This is a genomic window from Escherichia sp. E4702, assembly GCF_963883545.1.
In the GTDB taxonomy this organism is placed as follows: domain Bacteria; phylum Pseudomonadota; class Gammaproteobacteria; order Enterobacterales; family Enterobacteriaceae; genus Escherichia.
In genome coordinates, this window is the sequence record NZ_CAWORF010000027.1 from 76542 (window position 1) to 93961 (window position 17420).

General features: G+C 52.0%; 13 protein-coding genes and 1 pseudogene. 5 read left to right on the forward strand and 9 right to left on the reverse strand.

All coding sequences use genetic code 11. The annotated features are described in order from the left end of the window. Position 1: 1 nt before the first annotated feature. From AACU94_RS17300 to AACU94_RS17315, 4 genes are all read right to left on the reverse strand, one after another. Entirely contained in the window at positions 2–1228 is a 1227-nt protein-coding gene (locus AACU94_RS17300) for a polysaccharide deacetylase family protein (protein ID WP_130217374.1), read from the reverse strand. Positions 1229–1284: 56 nt separating this feature from the next. Next, the gene (locus AACU94_RS17305; RefSeq protein WP_135489882.1) at positions 1285–1725 is read right to left on the reverse strand and encodes a PTS sugar transporter subunit IIA; all 441 of its coding nucleotides are present in this window, start codon (positions 1723–1725) and stop codon (positions 1285–1287) included. A gap of 104 nt (positions 1726–1829) precedes the next feature. Further along, on the reverse strand, positions 1830–2600 hold the full coding sequence (locus tag AACU94_RS17310; protein WP_064525104.1) for an ABC transporter permease: 771 nt from the start codon (positions 2598–2600) through the stop codon (positions 1830–1832). Then, complete coding sequence (locus AACU94_RS17315; RefSeq protein WP_000150637.1) at positions 2597–3523, reverse strand: ABC transporter ATP-binding protein; 927 nt, start codon at positions 3521–3523, stop codon at positions 2597–2599. The genes AACU94_RS17310 and AACU94_RS17315 overlap by 4 nt, the downstream gene beginning before the upstream one ends. Positions 3524–3631: 108 nt before the next feature. Between AACU94_RS17315 and can the strand changes: the two genes are divergently transcribed. Continuing rightward, positions 3632–4294 carry a carbonate dehydratase gene (gene can / locus AACU94_RS17320; RefSeq protein WP_130204959.1) on the forward strand — a complete coding sequence of 221 codons (663 nt, stop codon included), beginning with the start codon at positions 3632–3634 and terminating at the stop codon, positions 4292–4294. 40 nt (positions 4295–4334) lie between these two features. Here the strand turns inward: can and hpt are convergent, their stop codons facing one another. After that, the gene (hpt, locus tag AACU94_RS17325; protein ID WP_000683335.1) at positions 4335–4871 is read right to left on the reverse strand and encodes a hypoxanthine phosphoribosyltransferase; all 537 of its coding nucleotides are present in this window, start codon (positions 4869–4871) and stop codon (positions 4335–4337) included. Positions 4872–5076: 205 nt separating this feature from the next. On the opposite strand from hpt, the gene gcd reads away from it, so the two are divergent. Then, positions 5077–7467, forward strand: a complete 2391-nt coding sequence (gene gcd, locus AACU94_RS17330; protein WP_135489884.1) for a quinoprotein glucose dehydrogenase — start codon at positions 5077–5079, stop codon at positions 7465–7467. Positions 7468–7661: 194 nt separating this feature from the next. Here the strand turns inward: gcd and cueO are convergent, their stop codons facing one another. After that, positions 7662–9212, reverse strand: a complete 1551-nt coding sequence (gene cueO / locus AACU94_RS17335) for a multicopper oxidase CueO (RefSeq protein WP_135489885.1) — start codon at positions 9210–9212, stop codon at positions 7662–7664. Positions 9213–9376: 164 nt separating this feature from the next. On the opposite strand from cueO, the gene AACU94_RS17340 reads away from it, so the two are divergent. Then, on the forward strand, positions 9377–9724 hold the full coding sequence (locus AACU94_RS17340) for a YacC family pilotin-like protein (protein ID WP_000846617.1): 348 nt from the start codon (positions 9377–9379) through the stop codon (positions 9722–9724). Positions 9725–9798: 74 nt separating this feature from the next. Continuing rightward, positions 9799–10500, forward strand: a pseudogene (speD, locus tag AACU94_RS17345) (adenosylmethionine decarboxylase); the annotation flags it as partial. A gap of 37 nt (positions 10501–10537) precedes the next feature. On the opposite strand, the gene yacL reads toward speD, so the two are convergent. Both yacL and acnB read right to left on the reverse strand, forming a co-directional pair. Next, positions 10538–10900, reverse strand: coding sequence for a protein YacL (gene yacL, locus AACU94_RS17350; RefSeq protein WP_135489886.1), 363 nt, complete (start codon positions 10898–10900; stop codon positions 10538–10540). Positions 10901–11074: 174 nt separating this feature from the next. Next, positions 11075–13672, reverse strand: a complete 2598-nt coding sequence (acnB, locus tag AACU94_RS17355) for a bifunctional aconitate hydratase 2/2-methylisocitrate dehydratase (protein ID WP_135489887.1) — start codon at positions 13670–13672, stop codon at positions 11075–11077. A 354-nt stretch (positions 13673–14026) separates the two neighbouring features. On the opposite strand from acnB, the gene AACU94_RS17360 reads away from it, so the two are divergent. After that, on the forward strand, positions 14027–15880 hold the full coding sequence (locus tag AACU94_RS17360) for a DUF3300 domain-containing protein (RefSeq protein ID WP_135489888.1): 1854 nt from the start codon (positions 14027–14029) through the stop codon (positions 15878–15880). Between the two features lie 69 nt (positions 15881–15949). On the opposite strand, the gene lpdA is transcribed toward AACU94_RS17360, so the two are convergent. After that, positions 15950–17374 (reverse strand): dihydrolipoyl dehydrogenase, encoded by a 1425-nt coding sequence (gene lpdA / locus AACU94_RS17365; RefSeq protein ID WP_130205068.1) that lies wholly within the window; start codon positions 17372–17374, stop codon positions 15950–15952. Positions 17375–17420: the final 46 nt, after the last annotated feature.

Genomic DNA, 17420 nt, shown 5'->3' on the forward strand with positions numbered 1-17420 from the left:
ATCACCCCTGCGGCTGGTTACTCACCAGCCGCGACATCGTCTCCAGCGAATCTGTTCTTAAAATATACAGCCGCTTTAATAAATACGGATTATCCCCCGGTTTTACTTTACCTTTCATGGTCGTCACCGCCAGATGAAATCCGGCATCATTTGCCGCCTTTACCGCTTTGTCATTAAATCCACCAAATGGATACGAAAGATACAAGACTCGAGGATTAAATTGGTTTAGCGCCCGACGAGAGCGTTCGAAATCAAACAGAATATTATGCTCACTGCGGCTGAGTAATATGGGTCGGCGATATCCATCTACCCTATGCAAAAAATGAGTATGTGACTGGAAATCAAAAACATCGCTGACATCAAGCAGTTCAGAAACACTCATAAACTGTAATGACTGCGGATTCCATTTCTGTGGATGACGTTTGATGCGAGAGGTAATAATAAACGCCGTCGCCTTCATACCGTATTGTTTCAGAATGGGATATGCATAGCGACTCACTGATTTCAAGCCATCATCAAATGTCAGCACCACCGCGCGAGCCGGAAGATTCATCGAATTACGCAGATACCCTTCCAGTTGATACAAGGTTAACGTGGTATATCCACGATCGCGTAACCAGGTCATCTGGTTATTGAAAGCTCGCACCGACGTCGTGGTCGAAGTATGACGAAAACGGGTGTTCTCTTCATCGCGTAAAATATGATGGTAGGTCAACACAGGAATACCGTTATCCTGCTGCGCATCCAGTGCACTGATATAGGCCAGTCGTTCGCCAATACGAATTTGATACCAGGTTTGATTCAGGCGATCTTTTAATTTATTAATAATGGGATAACGCAAATTATCGGCCAACACGCCAAATGGCGCACTACCCGCATCAGGCGCGTTGTATATCGGAGTATCTTTCCATGTAATAAGATTTTGGTTACTCAGTGGCTTATTCAGATCCCCCAGACCATCTTCAACTTTTTGCCGCCCTTGTACAGGTTCCAGATGCCCTTTATCAATATACCCCGTAGCAAAACCAAAATTGAATTCATAATAATCGGCAGCGGTTGGGATGACCGAAATAATCTGCCCGGCGCGAATGTTGCCGACGGTTACCGTTTTGTCGCCAATTTTTCCCCAGATAGCTGCATCCTGAGTGGTTTGCATATAACGCGCGGGAAGCGCTGCGCCGACACCAGATGAAACCAGCAGCAGTAAAAAAATAATCTTTTTAATCATGAGAAAACTACCAGGCGAGAAACAGCGCCGTTAGTGTAGCAAAATCGGAATGCGATTTAATACTCGAACCAATTATGCTTGAGGACAAAGGGGGGATTTTTTTGTTGTTGGTGCCAGAGACTACTGACTTCAGGCCCACCCAGTTCGACAATTCGCTCGCGAAACTCCGCACTGAATAACGTTTCACGGTAGGCCAGCATCTGCTCAATTAACGGTAACGTGACACCAGAAATCACTTCGCAACGGGAATGTTTGTGGCTTAATAACGATGCAACACGATAAGGCGCAGCACCTGCAATATCGGTTAAAAAGATAACCCCATCGCCAGAATCTGTTTCATGCAGAGCATCGCACATCATGCGGCTGAGCATATTGGAACTTAATCCGCGCCAGAAATTCACCGCCCGGCACTGGATAAGTGCGCCATGTTTTTTTTCCAGCGCATCCAACATCTCTTGCGCCCGGTCGTCGTGACAGGTAATTACCCAACCTAACATCACCTTCCTCCTTAGCTGAAAATCAGTCTACCCTGACCATTGTTGATAAAGGGTGATAGTCGTCAAAACTCCTCTCCCCCGAATCCAGAGGAGAGGAAATCGACTTAGCTACGCAAGCCGCGCCCACGCTGGATCAGCGACCAGCAGATCAGATAAAACGCAATAATAAAAATAACCAGCACACCAAAAGTAGTAACCAGCGGCACATCATTAATGCCGAGGAAGCCGTAGCGGAATCCACTGATCATATAAACGATTGGGTTGAGATGCGACAGCCCCTGCCAGAACGGTGGCAACAAGGTCAGTGAGTAAAACACCCCGCCCAAATACGTGAGTGGCGTTAACACAAAGGTTGGTACCAGGCTGATGTCATCAAACGTTTTGGCAAACACACCATTAAGCAATCCGGCAAGAGAGAACAACACCGCCGTGAGCACCAGCGTTAAAGCGACAAATACCCACGAATGCACCTGAAACGGTACAAAGAACAGCGAAATTGCTGTCACCAGCATACCAACAAGCAGTCCGCGCGCTACGCCACCGCCGACATATCCGGCAATGATGACGTGAGTCGGAACCGGAGCGACCAGCAGTTCTTCAATATTACGCTGGAACTTGGCGCCAAAAAATGATGAAGCGACGTTGGCGTAGGCATTGGTGATTACCGACATCATGATCAGCCCCGGAACAATGAACTGCATATAGCTGAAGCCATGCATATCGCCAATACGCGAACCAATCAGGTTACCGAAGATGATAAAGTAAAGGGTCATGGTGATAACCGGTGGCACCAGCGTCTGTATCCAGATACGCATAAAGCGATGGATCTCTTTCGCCCAGATGCTTTTTAACGCCACCCAGTAAAGATGCATCATGCGCGATCTCCTTGTTTTTCATTAACCAGTGAAACAAACAACTCTTCCAGACGGTTAGCTTTGTTACGCATACTTAATACCTGAATGCCCTGCTCACTTAGCTGCGTAAATACGCTGTTGATCCCCTGCTCACGCAGCACTTCAACTTCCAGCGTGGCGGTATCCACCAGTCGATACTGATAGCCATCGAGTTTCGGTAACGGGCTTTTCGGTGCGAGATCGAGAATAAAGGTTTCTGATTTCAGCTTCGCCAGCAGTGCCTTCATCGAGGTATTTTCCACCAGCTCACCGTGTTGAATAATGCCGATATTGCGGCACAGCATTTCTGCTTCTTCCAGGTAATGCGTGGTAAGAATGATGGTGGTGCCTTTGTCGTTTAAATCCTTCAAAAAGCCCCACATTGAACGGCGAAGTTCGATATCCACGCCTGCGGTCGGTTCATCAAGAATCAGCAGTTTAGGTTCGTGCATCAGCGCGCGGGCAATCATTAAACGACGTTTCATCCCGCCCGATAACATGCGCGCACGTTCGTTGCGTTTTCCCCACAAATCGAGTTGCTTAAGATACTTTTCGCTGCGGATGTACGCTTCTTTGCGCTCTACACCGTAGTACCCCGCCTGATTCACCACAATTTGCTGCACGGTTTCAAACGGGTTGAAGTTAAATTCCTGTGGCACCAGTCCCAACTGACGTTTAGCGTTGACGACATCTTTTTCAAGATCGTAACCAAATACGCTGACCCGCCCGGAGGTTTTATTTACCAGAGAGCTGATAATACCGATGGTGGTTGATTTTCCGGCCCCGTTCGGCCCGAGAAGCGCATAAAAATCACCCGCTTCGACTTGCAAATCTATTCCACGAAGCGCCTGAACGCCGCCTGGATAGGTTTTTTTAAGCTGTTGAAGTTCCAGTGCAATGGTCATAAATTTTTACTTACCTTACGTTCTTACACTTTATCTGTGGTTTAAATCGTCCCGGAGTTGCCCTATATTAGCCAAACGTAATTATTTGGTTACAGGTCGTTAACCTCCATGAAAGACATAGATACACTCATCAGCAATAATGCACTATGGTCAAAAATGCTGGTGGAAGAGGATCCCGGGTTTTTTGAGAAACTGGCACAAGCGCAAAAACCGCGCTTTCTATGGATTGGATGTTCCGACAGTCGCGTTCCTGCAGAACGTTTAACCGGTCTTGAGCCGGGCGAACTCTTTGTTCACCGTAATGTTGCTAACCTGGTCATTCACACCGACCTGAACTGCCTTTCCGTGGTTCAGTATGCAGTGGATGTTCTCGAAGTTGAACACATTATTATCTGTGGCCACTACGGTTGCGGCGGCGTACAAGCCGCAGTTGAAAACCCGGAACTGGGGCTTATCAACAACTGGCTGCTGCACATCCGCGATATCTGGTTCAAACATAGCTCATTGCTCGGCGAAATGCCGCCAGAGCGCCGTCTGGATACCTTGTGTGAACTGAACGTAATGGAACAGGTATATAACCTGGGCCACTCCACCATTATGCAATCAGCGTGGAAACGCGGGCAGAAAGTGACCATTCACGGCTGGGCCTACGGCATTCACGACGGCTTGCTGCGTGATCTGGATGTTACCGCCACCAACCGCGAAACCCTTGAGCAACGTTACCGTCACGGGATTTCCAACCTCAAGCTGAAACACGCCAACCACAAATAAATATGCCATGCCGGATGCAACACATCCGGCAACTTTACACTTACTCGTCCAGCAGAATCACTTTGCCGATATATGGCAGATGACGGTAACGCTGTGCGTAATCAATGCCGTAACCCACCACAAACTCATCCGGGATCGAGAAACCGATAAATTCTACCGGGACGTTCACTTCACGACGGGACGGTTTATCGAGCAGCGTACAAATCGCCAGCGACTTCGGTTCGCGCAGGCTTAAGATCTCACGCACTTTCGACAGTGTATTCCCCGAGTCGATGATATCTTCAACAATCAGCACGTCCTTGCCACGGATATCTTCATCCAGATCTTTGAGGATTTTCACATCACGGGTGGTGGACATGCCGCTACCGTAGCTGGAGGCGGTCATAAAATCGACTTCATGAGATACCTGAACTTCACGGCACAGGTCCGCCATAAACATAAATGAGCCACGCAGCAGACCTACCAGCACCATATCGCTGCCGCTGTCTTTGTAACGCTCAGTAATCTGACGACCCAGTTCGGCGATACGCGCTTTAATCTCCGCTTCGGGGATCATTACTTCTACAGTATGTTTCATATCTCTAACCATATGATTTAAAAACAAATCACTTCGCACGGGCGGGATTCAGCACCGCAACAAAGCGCAAGACATGCAGTATACCAGTAAAACTATTCATTGGCGGAATCTGTTAATAAAGCTCAAATTGTGATGACGATCACACATGTTAAAACCTATAATTAATTGCTACTAAAATATTAATGAATTGAAATGGTGTTTCTTTATGGCAATTAACAATACAGGCTCGCGACGATTACTCGTCACGCTAACAGCCCTATTTGCAGCGCTTTGCGGGCTGTATCTACTTATTGGCGGAGGCTGGCTGGTCGCGATTGGCGGCTCCTGGTATTACCCTATCGCTGGCCTTGTGATGCTCGGCGTCGCCTGGATGCTGTGGCGCAGTAAACGTGCCGCGCTTTGGCTGTACGCCGCCCTGCTGCTCGGCACCATGATTTGGGGCGTCTGGGAAGTTGGTTTCGACTTCTGGGCGCTGACTCCGCGCAGCGACATTCTGGTGTTCTTCGGCATCTGGCTGATCCTGCCGTTTGTCTGGCGTCGCCTGGTCATTCCTTCCGGCGGCGCAGTTGCCGCACTGGTGGTGGCACTGCTGATTAGTGGCGGTATCCTGACCTGGGCCGGATTTCACGATCCGCAGGAAATCAATGGCACTTTAAGCGCCGATGCCACACCTGCCGAAGCTATCTCACCCGTTGCCGATCAGGACTGGCCTGCCTATGGCCGCAATCAGGAAGGTCAACGCTTTTCACCACTGAAACAAATTAACGCCGATAACGTCCACAACCTGAAAGAAGCCTGGGTGTTCCGTACAGGAGATGTGAAACAGCCGAACGATCCGGGCGAAATCACCAATGAAGTGACGCCAATTAAAGTGGGCGACACCCTTTACCTGTGTACCGCTCACCAGCGTCTGTTTGCGCTCGATGCCGCCAGCGGCAAAGAGAAATGGCATTACGATCCTGAGCTGAAAACCAACGAGTCCTTCCAGCATGTAACCTGTCGTGGCGTCTCTTATCATGAAGCCAAAGCTGAAACGGCTTCGCCGGAAGTGATGGCGGATTGCCCGCGTCGTATCATTCTTCCGGTGAATGATGGTCGCCTGATTGCGATTAACGCTGAAAACGGCAAACTGTGCGAAACCTTCGCCAATAAAGGCGTGCTCAATCTGCAAAGCAATATGCCGGACACCAAACCGGGTCTGTATGAGCCAACTTCGCCGCCGATTATCACCGATAAAACCATCGTAATGGCCGGTTCAGTCACCGACAACTTCTCAACCCGCGAAACGTCTGGCGTGATCCGTGGTTTTGATGTCAACACTGGTGAGCTGCTGTGGGCTTTTGATCCGGGCGCAAAAGATCCGAACGCGATCCCGTCTGACGAACACACCTTTACCTTTAACTCGCCAAACTCGTGGGCACCTGCGGCCTATGACGCGAAGCTGGATCTGGTCTATCTGCCGATGGGCGTGACCACGCCGGATATCTGGGGTGGTAACCGCACACCGGAACAGGAACGTTATGCCAGCTCGATTCTGGCGCTGAATGCCACTACCGGGAAACTGGCGTGGAGCTACCAGACCGTTCACCACGACCTGTGGGATATGGATCTTCCGGCACAGCCGACGCTGGCGGATATCACCGTTAATGGTCAGAAAGTGCCGGTTATTTACACTCCGGCGAAAACCGGCAACATTTTTGTGCTCGATCGTCGTAATGGTGAACTGGTGGTTCCGGCCCCGGAAAAACCGGTTCCCCAAGGTGCAGCGAAAGGCGATTACGTTACCCCTACTCAACCGTTCTCTGAACTGAGCTTCCGTCCGACGAAAGATTTGAGCGGTGCGGATATGTGGGGCGCCACCATGTTTGACCAGCTGGTGTGCCGCGTGATGTTCCACCAGATGCGCTATGAAGGCATTTTCACCCCGCCATCTGAACAGGGTACGCTGGTCTTCCCGGGTAACCTGGGGATGTTCGAATGGGGCGGGATTTCCGTTGATCCGAATCGTGAAGTGGCGATTGCCAACCCAATGGCACTGCCGTTTGTTTCGAAACTGATCCCGCGCGGTCCTGGCAACCCGATGGAGCAGCCGAAAGATGCCAAAGGCACGGGTACGGAATCCGGCATTCAGCCGCAGTACGGTGTACCGTATGGCGTCACGCTCAACCCGTTCCTCTCACCGTTTGGTCTGCCGTGTAAACAGCCAGCATGGGGCTATATCTCGGCGCTGGATCTGAAAACCAACGAAGTCGTGTGGAAGAAACGTATTGGTACGCCGCAGGACAGCATGCCGTTCCCGATGCCTGTTCCGGTGCCGTTCAATATGGGTATGCCGATGCTGGGCGGGCCAATCTCCACGGCGGGTAACGTGCTGTTTATCGCCGCTACGGCAGATAACTACCTGCGCGCTTACAACATGAGCAACGGTGAAAAATTGTGGCAGGGCCGTTTACCGGCGGGTGGTCAGGCAACACCGATGACCTATGAAGTGAATGGCAAGCAGTATGTGGTGATCTCCGCAGGCGGTCACGGTTCATTTGGTACGAAGATGGGCGACTATATTGTGGCTTATGCGTTGCCGGATGATATGAAGTAAGATTCGCTCAGATTGCGTGCGCGTTGTTCATGCCGGATGCGGCGTGAACGCCTTATCCAGCCTACAAAATCCTGCAAATTCAGTAGATTGCAGAGTTCACGTAGACCCGATAAGCGTAGCGCAACAGGCAGATTTGCGTTTGTCATCAGTTTAATGCCCGGAGAGATCCGGGCATATTTCCGAATACGGTCTTTTTATACCGTAAACCCTAACATCATCCCCGTATCTTCATGCTCCAGCAAATGGCAGTGCGCCATATAAGCATGTTCTTTCGGTGCATCGTGATTAAACTTCACCAGCACTTCACTGACATTACCTTCTACCTTAACGGTATCTTTCCAGCCCGCGCGATACGTCGCTGGCGGTTTGCCATTTTCTGACAAGATACGGAACTGCGTGCCGTGAATATGGAACGGATGCAGCATCATGTCGCCCACGCCAGAGATAACCCAACGTTCGTACTGCCCTTTCGCCGCCGCAAACATCGGCTTGTTCATATCAAACGCCTGACCGTTGATTTTATTGGCATGGTGGAAATCGAACTTCCCGCCGTGGTTCATATGATTCATATTGCCATGCCCCATATGGCCCATCATCTGGCTGTGGTCCATCCCGGCCATCGCCTGATCGCCATATTTCTCCATCAGCATCTGCATCCCCATCATATCGAGCATCGGGTCCATAGAAAGTTGCAGCTTGCGTACCGTCAGCCCCTCCAGCGAAGGTAACGCAGGCAAGCTACTTAATGTGTCTGGCAAAGCACCGGAGGCACTAATAGCAATCGGCTGAATCCGCATTACCGGATGCGGCTTATCAAACGGCGCGATCGCCATCCCCATCTGGCTGACTGGCAGCGTCACCAGGTCAAACGGTTTGTTGTCGTTAACCTCCACCAGCACTTCGAAACGCTCGCCCATCAGCACGGGAAGCTCGCTCACCTTCACCGGTTCAGGCAGCAGACCACCATCGCTGGCAATCACATACAGCGGGCGATTGTCGCTGGTAGCGAAATTGAGCGAGCGGGCGTTACAGCCATTGAGTAAACGCAGGCGCAGCCAGCCGCGCGGGGCGGCGTGTTGCGGGTAGATTGCACCGTTGGTCAGCAACGTATCACCAAACCAGCCCACGGCGGCGGTCATCACATCCAGTTGATAATCAATCTGTCCGTCGGCGTTAAATTTTTTATCCTGAACGATCACCGGAACATCATCGATACCCCACTGTTTTGGCAGCATTAATTTCAGGATTTCGTCATCTTCAATCACCACCAGACCTGCCAGTCCCATCGCCACCTGACGCCCGGTTTTGCCGTGCTGATGCGGATGGAACCAGCAGGTAGCGGCAGGTTGATCGACGTTCAGCGTCACCGTGCGTTGACCGCCAGGCGGAATAATCCCCTGCGGGCCGCCGTCCACTTCACCCGGTACTTCCAGTCCGTGCCAGTGCAACGTCGTCTCTTCCGTCAGTTGGTTATAGATATCAACCGTTACCGCTTTGCCACGCTGTAACTTCACCGCAGGCCCTAACAGATTACCGTTATAGCCCCAGGTGGTCGCCGTTTTCCCGGCAAAGGTGGACTGACCTGGCATTATCGATAATTTTATGCGGCCACGAACATCAGAAGTGAGGAGTTCGGGGATCGGCAGTGTTGGACGTTCGGCGGCAAAAACTGTTCGACTCCACAGCGGCAAAGCCGAAGCCACGCCCAGCGCGACGGAATATTTTAAGAAATCACGGCGTTGCATAGTTATTTCCTTATTCTCAAGCAAGCGAAACAAAATCAAACGTTGAGCATAGTCCTTACCCTTACGGGAAGGTCAAGCCGCAGACACAATTTAATCGACAATAATGGTCGTCGCCTCGCTCACAGTGTGCTAACGTTTATCTTCTTTAAGTCCTGGTAGAAGCAATGAAGACGTTTTTCAGAACAGTGTTATTCGGCAGCCTGATGGCCGTTTGCGCAAACAGTTACGCGCTCAGCGAGTCTGAAGCCGAAGATATGGCCGATTTAACGGCAGTTTTTGTTTTTCTGAAGAACGATTGTGGTTACCAGAACTTACCTAATGGGCAAATTCGTCGCGCACTGGTCTTTTTCGCCCAGCAAAACCAGTGGGATCTCAGCAACTACGACACCTTCGACATGAAATCCCTCGGTGAAGACAGCTACCGCGATCTCAGCGGTATCGGCATTCCCGTCGCGAAAAAGTGCAAAGCCCTGGCCCGCGATTCCTTAAGCCTGCTTGCCTACGTTAAATAATCCCTGCTCCTTTTTGTAGAAACATTGACCGTGCAACCACGGTCATTGTTAGCTATTATGCTGCGCTCTTTTAGCGCGACGGTTATATTGCTTATATCGATGAACTCTATAATGCCAACCGTCTGACCGAAATCCTGTCAGAAACCTGTTCCATTATCGGGGCCAATATTCTTAACATCACCCGCCAGGATTACGAACCACAGGGAGCCAGCGTCACTATTCTGGTGAGTGAAGAACCGGTCGACCCGAGACTTATCGGCAAAACAGAACACCCCGGCCCACTGCCAGAAACGGTCGTTGCCCATCTCGATAAAAGCCACATTTGCGTACATACCTACCCGGAAAGCCATCCTGAAGGCGGTTTATGCACCTTCCGCGCCGATATTGAAGTCTCTACATGCGGCGTGATTTCTCCGCAGAAGGCGCTGAATTACCTGATCCACCAGCTTGAGTCCGATATCGTGACCATTGATTATCGCGTGCGCGGTTTTACCCGCGACATTAACGGTATGAAGCACTTTATCGACCATGAGATTAATTCGATTCAGAACTTTATGTCTGACGATATGAAGGCGCTGTATGACATGGTGGATGTAAACGTCTATCAGGAAAATATCTTCCATACCAAGATGTTGCTTAAAGAGTTCGACCTTAAGCACTACATGTTCCACACCAAACCGGAAGATTTAACCGACAGCGAGCGCCAGGAAATTACCGCTGCGCTGTGGAAAGAAATGCGCGAGATTTATTACGGGCGCAATATGCCAGCTGTTTAACGGCTCTGGCGGAGCACGGAGGCTCCGCCTGATTTACTTACTTCTGCTGCACGAAATTACGGTACGCCGCCGCCACCTGAAGAAAATCCTCAACGCCGCACAGCGACAAGCTCTCTTCGTCGTAGTAGTTCATCCCCTCTTCCATTTCATCGCCAGCGAATTCCAGTTGATTGGCGCGAACCATCACCTCTTCACCGTCCATCCACAGGGTGTATTCATGCCCTGCCCGCTGCCAGGAACGTTCGCTGCCTTTGAGCGTGCGCGCGACATCTTCCACTTCATCAAGCAAAGCCAGGTTTTCTTTCACCTCTTCATTAAACCAGTGCCCGACCACTTCATGCCCCATGGACATGCGCACCTTTACCACTCCGGTAATATCGCGCAGAAATTCGTAATCCATAGTGTGTTCCTCTGCTCCCGGCAATGCGCCGAAATCGCATTGCGCCATTGATGTAATTATCGCAGCCTTACCGGAGAAAAACAGCGGAACGGCGGTGGTTTAGAAATAAAAAATGCCCGGGGATCTCATTCACCGGGCATTGTGTCGTTTATGCGCAGCGCGTGCGCTTACTTATTAAACCGCAGTCTGGAAAATCACCCCATCGGCTTTTTCGGTGTACTGAGAAAGCTGGTTGAAGTTCAGATAACGGTAAGTATCAACGGCAGTTTTATCCACCTGCGCAACGTAGGTCTGGTACTCTTCCGGCGTCGGCAGTTTGCCAATCAGCGCCGCAACAGCAGCCAGTTCCGCAGAAGCCAGGAAGACGTTCGCGCCAGTACCCAGACGGTTCGGGAAGTTACGGGTAGAGGTGGAAACCACCGTCGCACCGTCTGCCACACGCGCCTGGTTACCCATACACAGGGAACAGCCCGGGATCTCGATACGCGCGCCACTCTTACCGAAGACGCTGTAGTAGCCTTCTTCGGTCAACTGCGCAGCGTCCATACGCGTTGGCGGTGCCACCCACAGGCGGGTCGGCAACTGACCTTTGTGCGCATCCAGCAGTTTACCCGCAGCACGGAAGTGACCGATGTTAGTCATGCAAGAACCGATAAACACTTCATCGATCTTCTCGCCCTGTACCGCAGACAGCGGACGCGCGTCGTCCGGATCGTTCGGTGCACAGAGGATTGGCTCTTTGATATCAGCCAGATCGATGTCGATCACTGCCGCGTATTCCGCATCTGCATCGGCTTCCAGCAGCTCAGGATTCGCCAGCCATTTTTCCATGCCCTGAATACGACGTTCGAGAGTACGACGATCGCCATAACCTTCCGCGATCATCCACTTCAGCAGGACGATGTTGGAGTTCAGGTATTCGATGATCGGCTCTTTGTTCAGCTTGATGGTACAACCAGCGGCAGAACGCTCGGCGGACGCATCGGTAAGCTCAAAGGCCTGCTCAACTTTCAGATCCGGCAGACCTTCAATTTCCAGGATGCGGCCAGAGAAGATGTTTTTCTTGCCTTTCTTCTCAACGGTCAGCAGACCTTGTTTGATCGCATACAGCGGGATCGCGTGTACCAGATCGCGCAGGGTAATACCCGGCTGCATTTTGCCTTTGAAGCGCACCAGAACGGATTCCGGCATATCCAGCGGCATTACGCCAGTTGCGGCAGCAAATGCCACCAGACCAGAGCCCGCAGGGAAAGAGATACCGATCGGGAAACGGGTATGGGAGTCACCGCCAGTACCGACGGTATCCGGCAGCAGCATACGGTTCAGCCAGGAGTGGATTACGCCGTCACCCGGACGCAGCGACACACCGCCACGGTTCATGATGAAGTCCGGCAGCGTGTGGTGAGTGTTAACGTCTACCGGCTTCGGATACGCCGCGGTGTGGCAGAAAGACTGCATCACCAGGTCAGCCGAGAAGCCCAGGCACGCCAGGTCTTTCAGTTCATCACGGGTCATCGGGCCGGTGGTGTCCTGAGAGCCTACAGAAGTCATTTTCGGTTCGCAGTACGCGCCCGGACGAATGCCTTTCACGCCACAGGCACGGCCCACCATTTTCTGCGCCAGCGAGAAGCCACGGTCGCTTTCCGCCACATCTTTCGCCTGACGGAACACATCGCTCTGCGGCAGACCAAGTGCTTCACGCGCTTTGGTGGTCAGGCCACGACCGATAATCAGCGGAATACGGCCACCCGCACGCACTTCATCAATCAGCACGTCGGTTTTCAGTTCGAAGGTTGCCAGCAGTTCGCCTGTTTCGTGGTTACGCACTTCGCCTTTGTACGGATAAACGTCAATTACGTCGCCCATGTTCAGGTTAGAGACGTCCACTTCAATTGGCAGTGCACCCGCATCTTCCATCGTGTTAAAGAAGATGGGTGCAATTTTACCGCCGAGGCACAAACCACCGCCGCGTTTGTTCGGCACATGTGGAATATCATCGCCCATAAACCACAGAACGGAGTTGGTGGCGGATTTACGCGAAGACCCCGTACCCACAACGTCACCGACATATGCCAGCGGGAAACCTTTCTGTTGCAGAGCTTCGATTTGCTTGATCGGACCAACAACACCTGGCTGGTCTGGCTCGATGCCTTCACGGGCGTTTTTCAGCATCGCCAGCGCGTGCAGTGGGATATCCGGGCGTGACCACGCATCCGGTGCCGGAGAGAGGTCATCGGTGTTGGTTTCGCCAGTGACTTTGAAGACGGTAACGGTCAGTTTTTCAGCCAGCGCCGGGCGATTCAGGAACCATTCAGCATCCGCCCAGGACTGCATTACCTGCTTCGCATATTTGTTGCCTGCTTTGGCTTTCTCTTCTACGTCATAGAAGTTATCGAACATCAGCAGCGTGTGAGACAGTGCTTTGGCAGCGATCGGTGCCAGTTTGGCATCATCCAGCGCGTCGATCAGCGGATGAATGTTATAACCACCCTGCATAGTGCCCAGCAGTTCAATGGCTTTTTCTGGAGTCAGCAGTGGGGATTTGGCTTCGCCTTTGGCGACAGCAGCCAGGAAACCTGCTTTAACATAGGCGGCTTCATCGACGCCAGGGGGAACACGGTTGGTTAACAGATCTAACAGGAATTCTTCTTCGCCCGCGGGCGGGTTTTTCAGCAGCTCTACAAGCGCGGCCATTTGGTTTGCATCCAGGGGTTTGGGCGCAATCCCCTCAGCGGCACGCTCAGCTACGTGCTTACGGTATTCTTCTAGCACGACGGTTCTCCTCGCTCTCATTGTCATAGTGCGGCAGGCGATTCTCTTCACGCTCCTGTGAGACAGCAGTTTGTAGGGTAAATGCCCAGTACCGCAACGGGCAGAATAGCAGGATTTTGACGATGTGTTAATCTGTTTACAAAAAAGCAACATAAAAAAGTGGCTGAATCGTTAAGGATGGTCTAGAGATTGTTTCCCTCCGTAAAAACTTCGTTAATTCGCATAGTGATAATCACCTTTCTCAACGAATCCCAAGATTAGTCAAAATTTAAACTACCGCCTCTTTATACTCGGATTCACAGCACCTGCGGGTGGCAGTTCGCCGACCATTGCGATTTCCTTGAGATCCGAATTATGAAAATGACTTTGCCGTTTAAACCCCATGTGCTGGCGCTAATTTGCAGTGCCGGGCTTTGTGCCGCCTCTGCCGGGCTATATATAAAAAGCCGCACAGTGGAAGCGCCTGTGGAAGCGCAATCGACACAACAGACTGCGCCTGACATCACTGCAGTTACGCTTCCTGCAACGGTTTCCGCGCCCCCCGTAACGCCTGCCGTCGTCAAATCTACATTCAGCACTGCACAAATCGATCAATGGGTCGCGCCCGTCGCGCTATATCCCGACGCCCTGCTTTCGCAGGTGCTGATGGCATCGACCTATCCGGCAAATGTCGCCCAGGCCGTACAGTGGTCGCACGACAACCCGCTCAAGCAAGGTGATGCCGCTATTCAGGCAGTATCCGACCAGCCGTGGGATGCCAGCGTTAAATCGCTGGTGGCTTTTCCGCAATTGATGGCGTTGATGGGGGAAAACCCGCAATGGGTGCAAAATCTTGGCGACGCATTTCTGGCGCAGCCGCAGGATGTGATGGACTCGGTACAACGTTTGCGGCAACTGGCGCAACAAACCGGGTCACTGAAGTCATCAACTGAACAAAAGGTCATCACGACAACGAAAAAAGTCGTACCGGCAAATCAGCCCGCCAGCGCCCCTGTCACACAATCAAATACCGTTTCTACGTCCAGCCCCGTCGTCGCAGAACCTGCACCGACCGTAATAACCATTGAGCCCGCCAATCCGGATGTAGTTTATATTCCCAACTACAACCCAACCGTGGTTTACGGCAGTTGGGCCAATACCGCTTACCCGCCGGTTTACCTGCCGCCGCCAGCCGGGGAACCGTTTGTTGACAGCTTCGTGCGCGGATTTGGCTACAGCATGGGCGTTGCTACCACGTACGCACTATTCAGCAGCATAGACTGGGATGACGACGATCATGACCATCATCATCATGACGATGATGATTATAATCACCACGATGGCGGTCATCGTGACGGTAATGGCTGGCAACACAACGGCGACAACATCAATATCGACGTCAACAATTTCAACCGCATTACTGGTGAGCATCTTACTGACAAGAATATGGCATGGCGGCACAATCCAAACTACCGCGATGGTGTGCCTTATCATGATCAGGATATGGCAAAACGGTTTCACCAAACCGATGTTAAAGGCGGCATGAGAGCCACACAGTTACCTGCCCCAACGCGCGACAGCCAGCGCCAGGCGGCAGCAAGTCAGTTTCAGCAACGAACACACGCAGCACCAGTCACTACGCGATATACCCAGCGTCAGGCTGCGGCACAGCGGTTTAATGATGCGGAACACTATGGCAATTATGACGACTTCCGCGAGTTCAGCCGCCACCAACCACTGACCCAGCAGCAAAAGGACGCCGCTCGCCAGCGTTATCAGTCTGCCTCGCCTGAGCAGCGCCAGGCGGCCCGCGAGAAAATGCAGACTAACTCACACAACCAGCAGCGAAGAGAGGCGGCGCGTCAGCGTTATCAATCTGCCTCGCCTGAACAGCGCCAGGCGGCTCGCGAGAAAATGCAGACTAACCCGCAGAACCAGCAGCGAAGAGAGGCAGCGCGTCAGCGTATCCAGTCTGCCTCTCCTGAGCAGCGCCAGGCGGCCCGTGAGAAAATGCAGACTAGCCCGCAGAATCAACAGCAAAGAGATGCAGCACGTCAGCGTATCCAGTCTGCCTCGCCTGAGCAGCGTCAGGTTGCGCGGGAGAAAATTCAGGAGAGCCGCCCGCAACGTCTGAACGACAATAACCATACTGCCCGATTGAATAATGAGCAACGGTCAGCGGTACGCGAACGGTTGTCTGAGCGTGGAGCAAGGAGACTGGAAAGGTAAATTGCAGACGTAAAAAAAGCGGCGTGGTTAGCCGCTTTTTTAATTGCCGGATGTTCCGGCAAACGAAAATTACTTCTTCTTCGCTTTCGGGTTCGGCAGGTCGGTGATGCTACCTTCGAACACTTCTGCTGCCAGGCCCACAGACTCGTGCAGAGTCGGGTGCGCGTGGATGGTCAGCGCGATATCTTCAGCGTCACAACCCATTTCGATCGCCAGACCGATTTCGCCCAGCAGCTCGCCGCCGTTGGTACCGACAATCGCACCACCGATCACACGGTGAGATTCTTTGTCGAAAATCAGCTTGGTCATACCGTCTGCGCAGTCGGAAGCGATAGCACGACCAGAAGCAGCCCACGGGAAGGTGGCGGTTTCGTAGCTGATGCCTTTCTCTTTCGCTTCTTTCTCAGTCAGACCTACCCATGCAACTTCTGGTTCGGTATAGGCGATGGACGGGATAACTTTCGGATCGAAGTAGTGTTTTTGACCTGCGATAACTTCAGCGGCAACGTGACCTTCGTGAACACCTTTGTGTGCCAGCATCGGCTGACCGACGATATCGCCGATAGCAAAGATGTGCGGCACGTTAGTGCGCAGCTGTTTGTCAACGCGGATGAAACCACGGTCGTCCACTTCCACGCCAGCTTTGCCTGCGTCGAGGTTTTTACCGTTCGGCACACGACCAATCGCTACCAGCACGGCGTCGTAACGCTGCGGTTCAGCGGGTGCTTTTTTGCCTTCCATCGTCACATAAATACCGTCTTCTTTCGCTTCAACGGCGGTAACTTTGGTTTCCAGCATCAGGTTGAATTTCTTGCTGATACGCTTGGTGAAGACTTTAACGATGTCTTTGTCAGCTGCCGGGATAACCTGGTCGAACATTTCAACCACGTCAATCTGTGAACCCAGCGCGTGGTAAACGGTACCCATTTCCAGACCGATGATACCGCCACCCATTACCAGCAGGCGTTCTGGTACTTCTTTCAGTTCCAGCGCGTCAGTGGAGTCCCAGATACGCGGATCTTCATGCGGAATAAACGGCAGTTGAATCGGGCGAGAACCCGCTGCAATGATCGCGTTGTCGAAGTTGATCACGGTTTTGCCGTTCTCACCTTCAACTTCCAGGGTGTTAGCCCCGGTGAATTTACCCAGACCGTTGACCACTTTGACTTTGCGGCCTTTCGCCATACCAGCCAGACCACCGGTCAGCTGATTGATCACTTTCTCTTTCCAGGTACGAATCTTGTCGATATCAGTTTTCGGTTCGCCGAAGACGATACCGTGTTCAGCCAGCGCTTTGGCTTCTTCGATAACTTTTGCTACGTGCAGCAGTGCTTTAGAAGGGATACAGCCGACGTTCAGGCAAACACCACCAAGGGTGTTGTAACGTTCTACGATTACGGTTTCCAGACCTAAATCAGCGCAACGGAAGGCAGCGGAGTAACCTGCGGGGCCTGCCCCAAGTACCACGACCTGAGTTTTGATTTCAGTACTCATCATGACCTCTATATATTTATCTCCGGCGGGTCTGACGTTTTTTTTT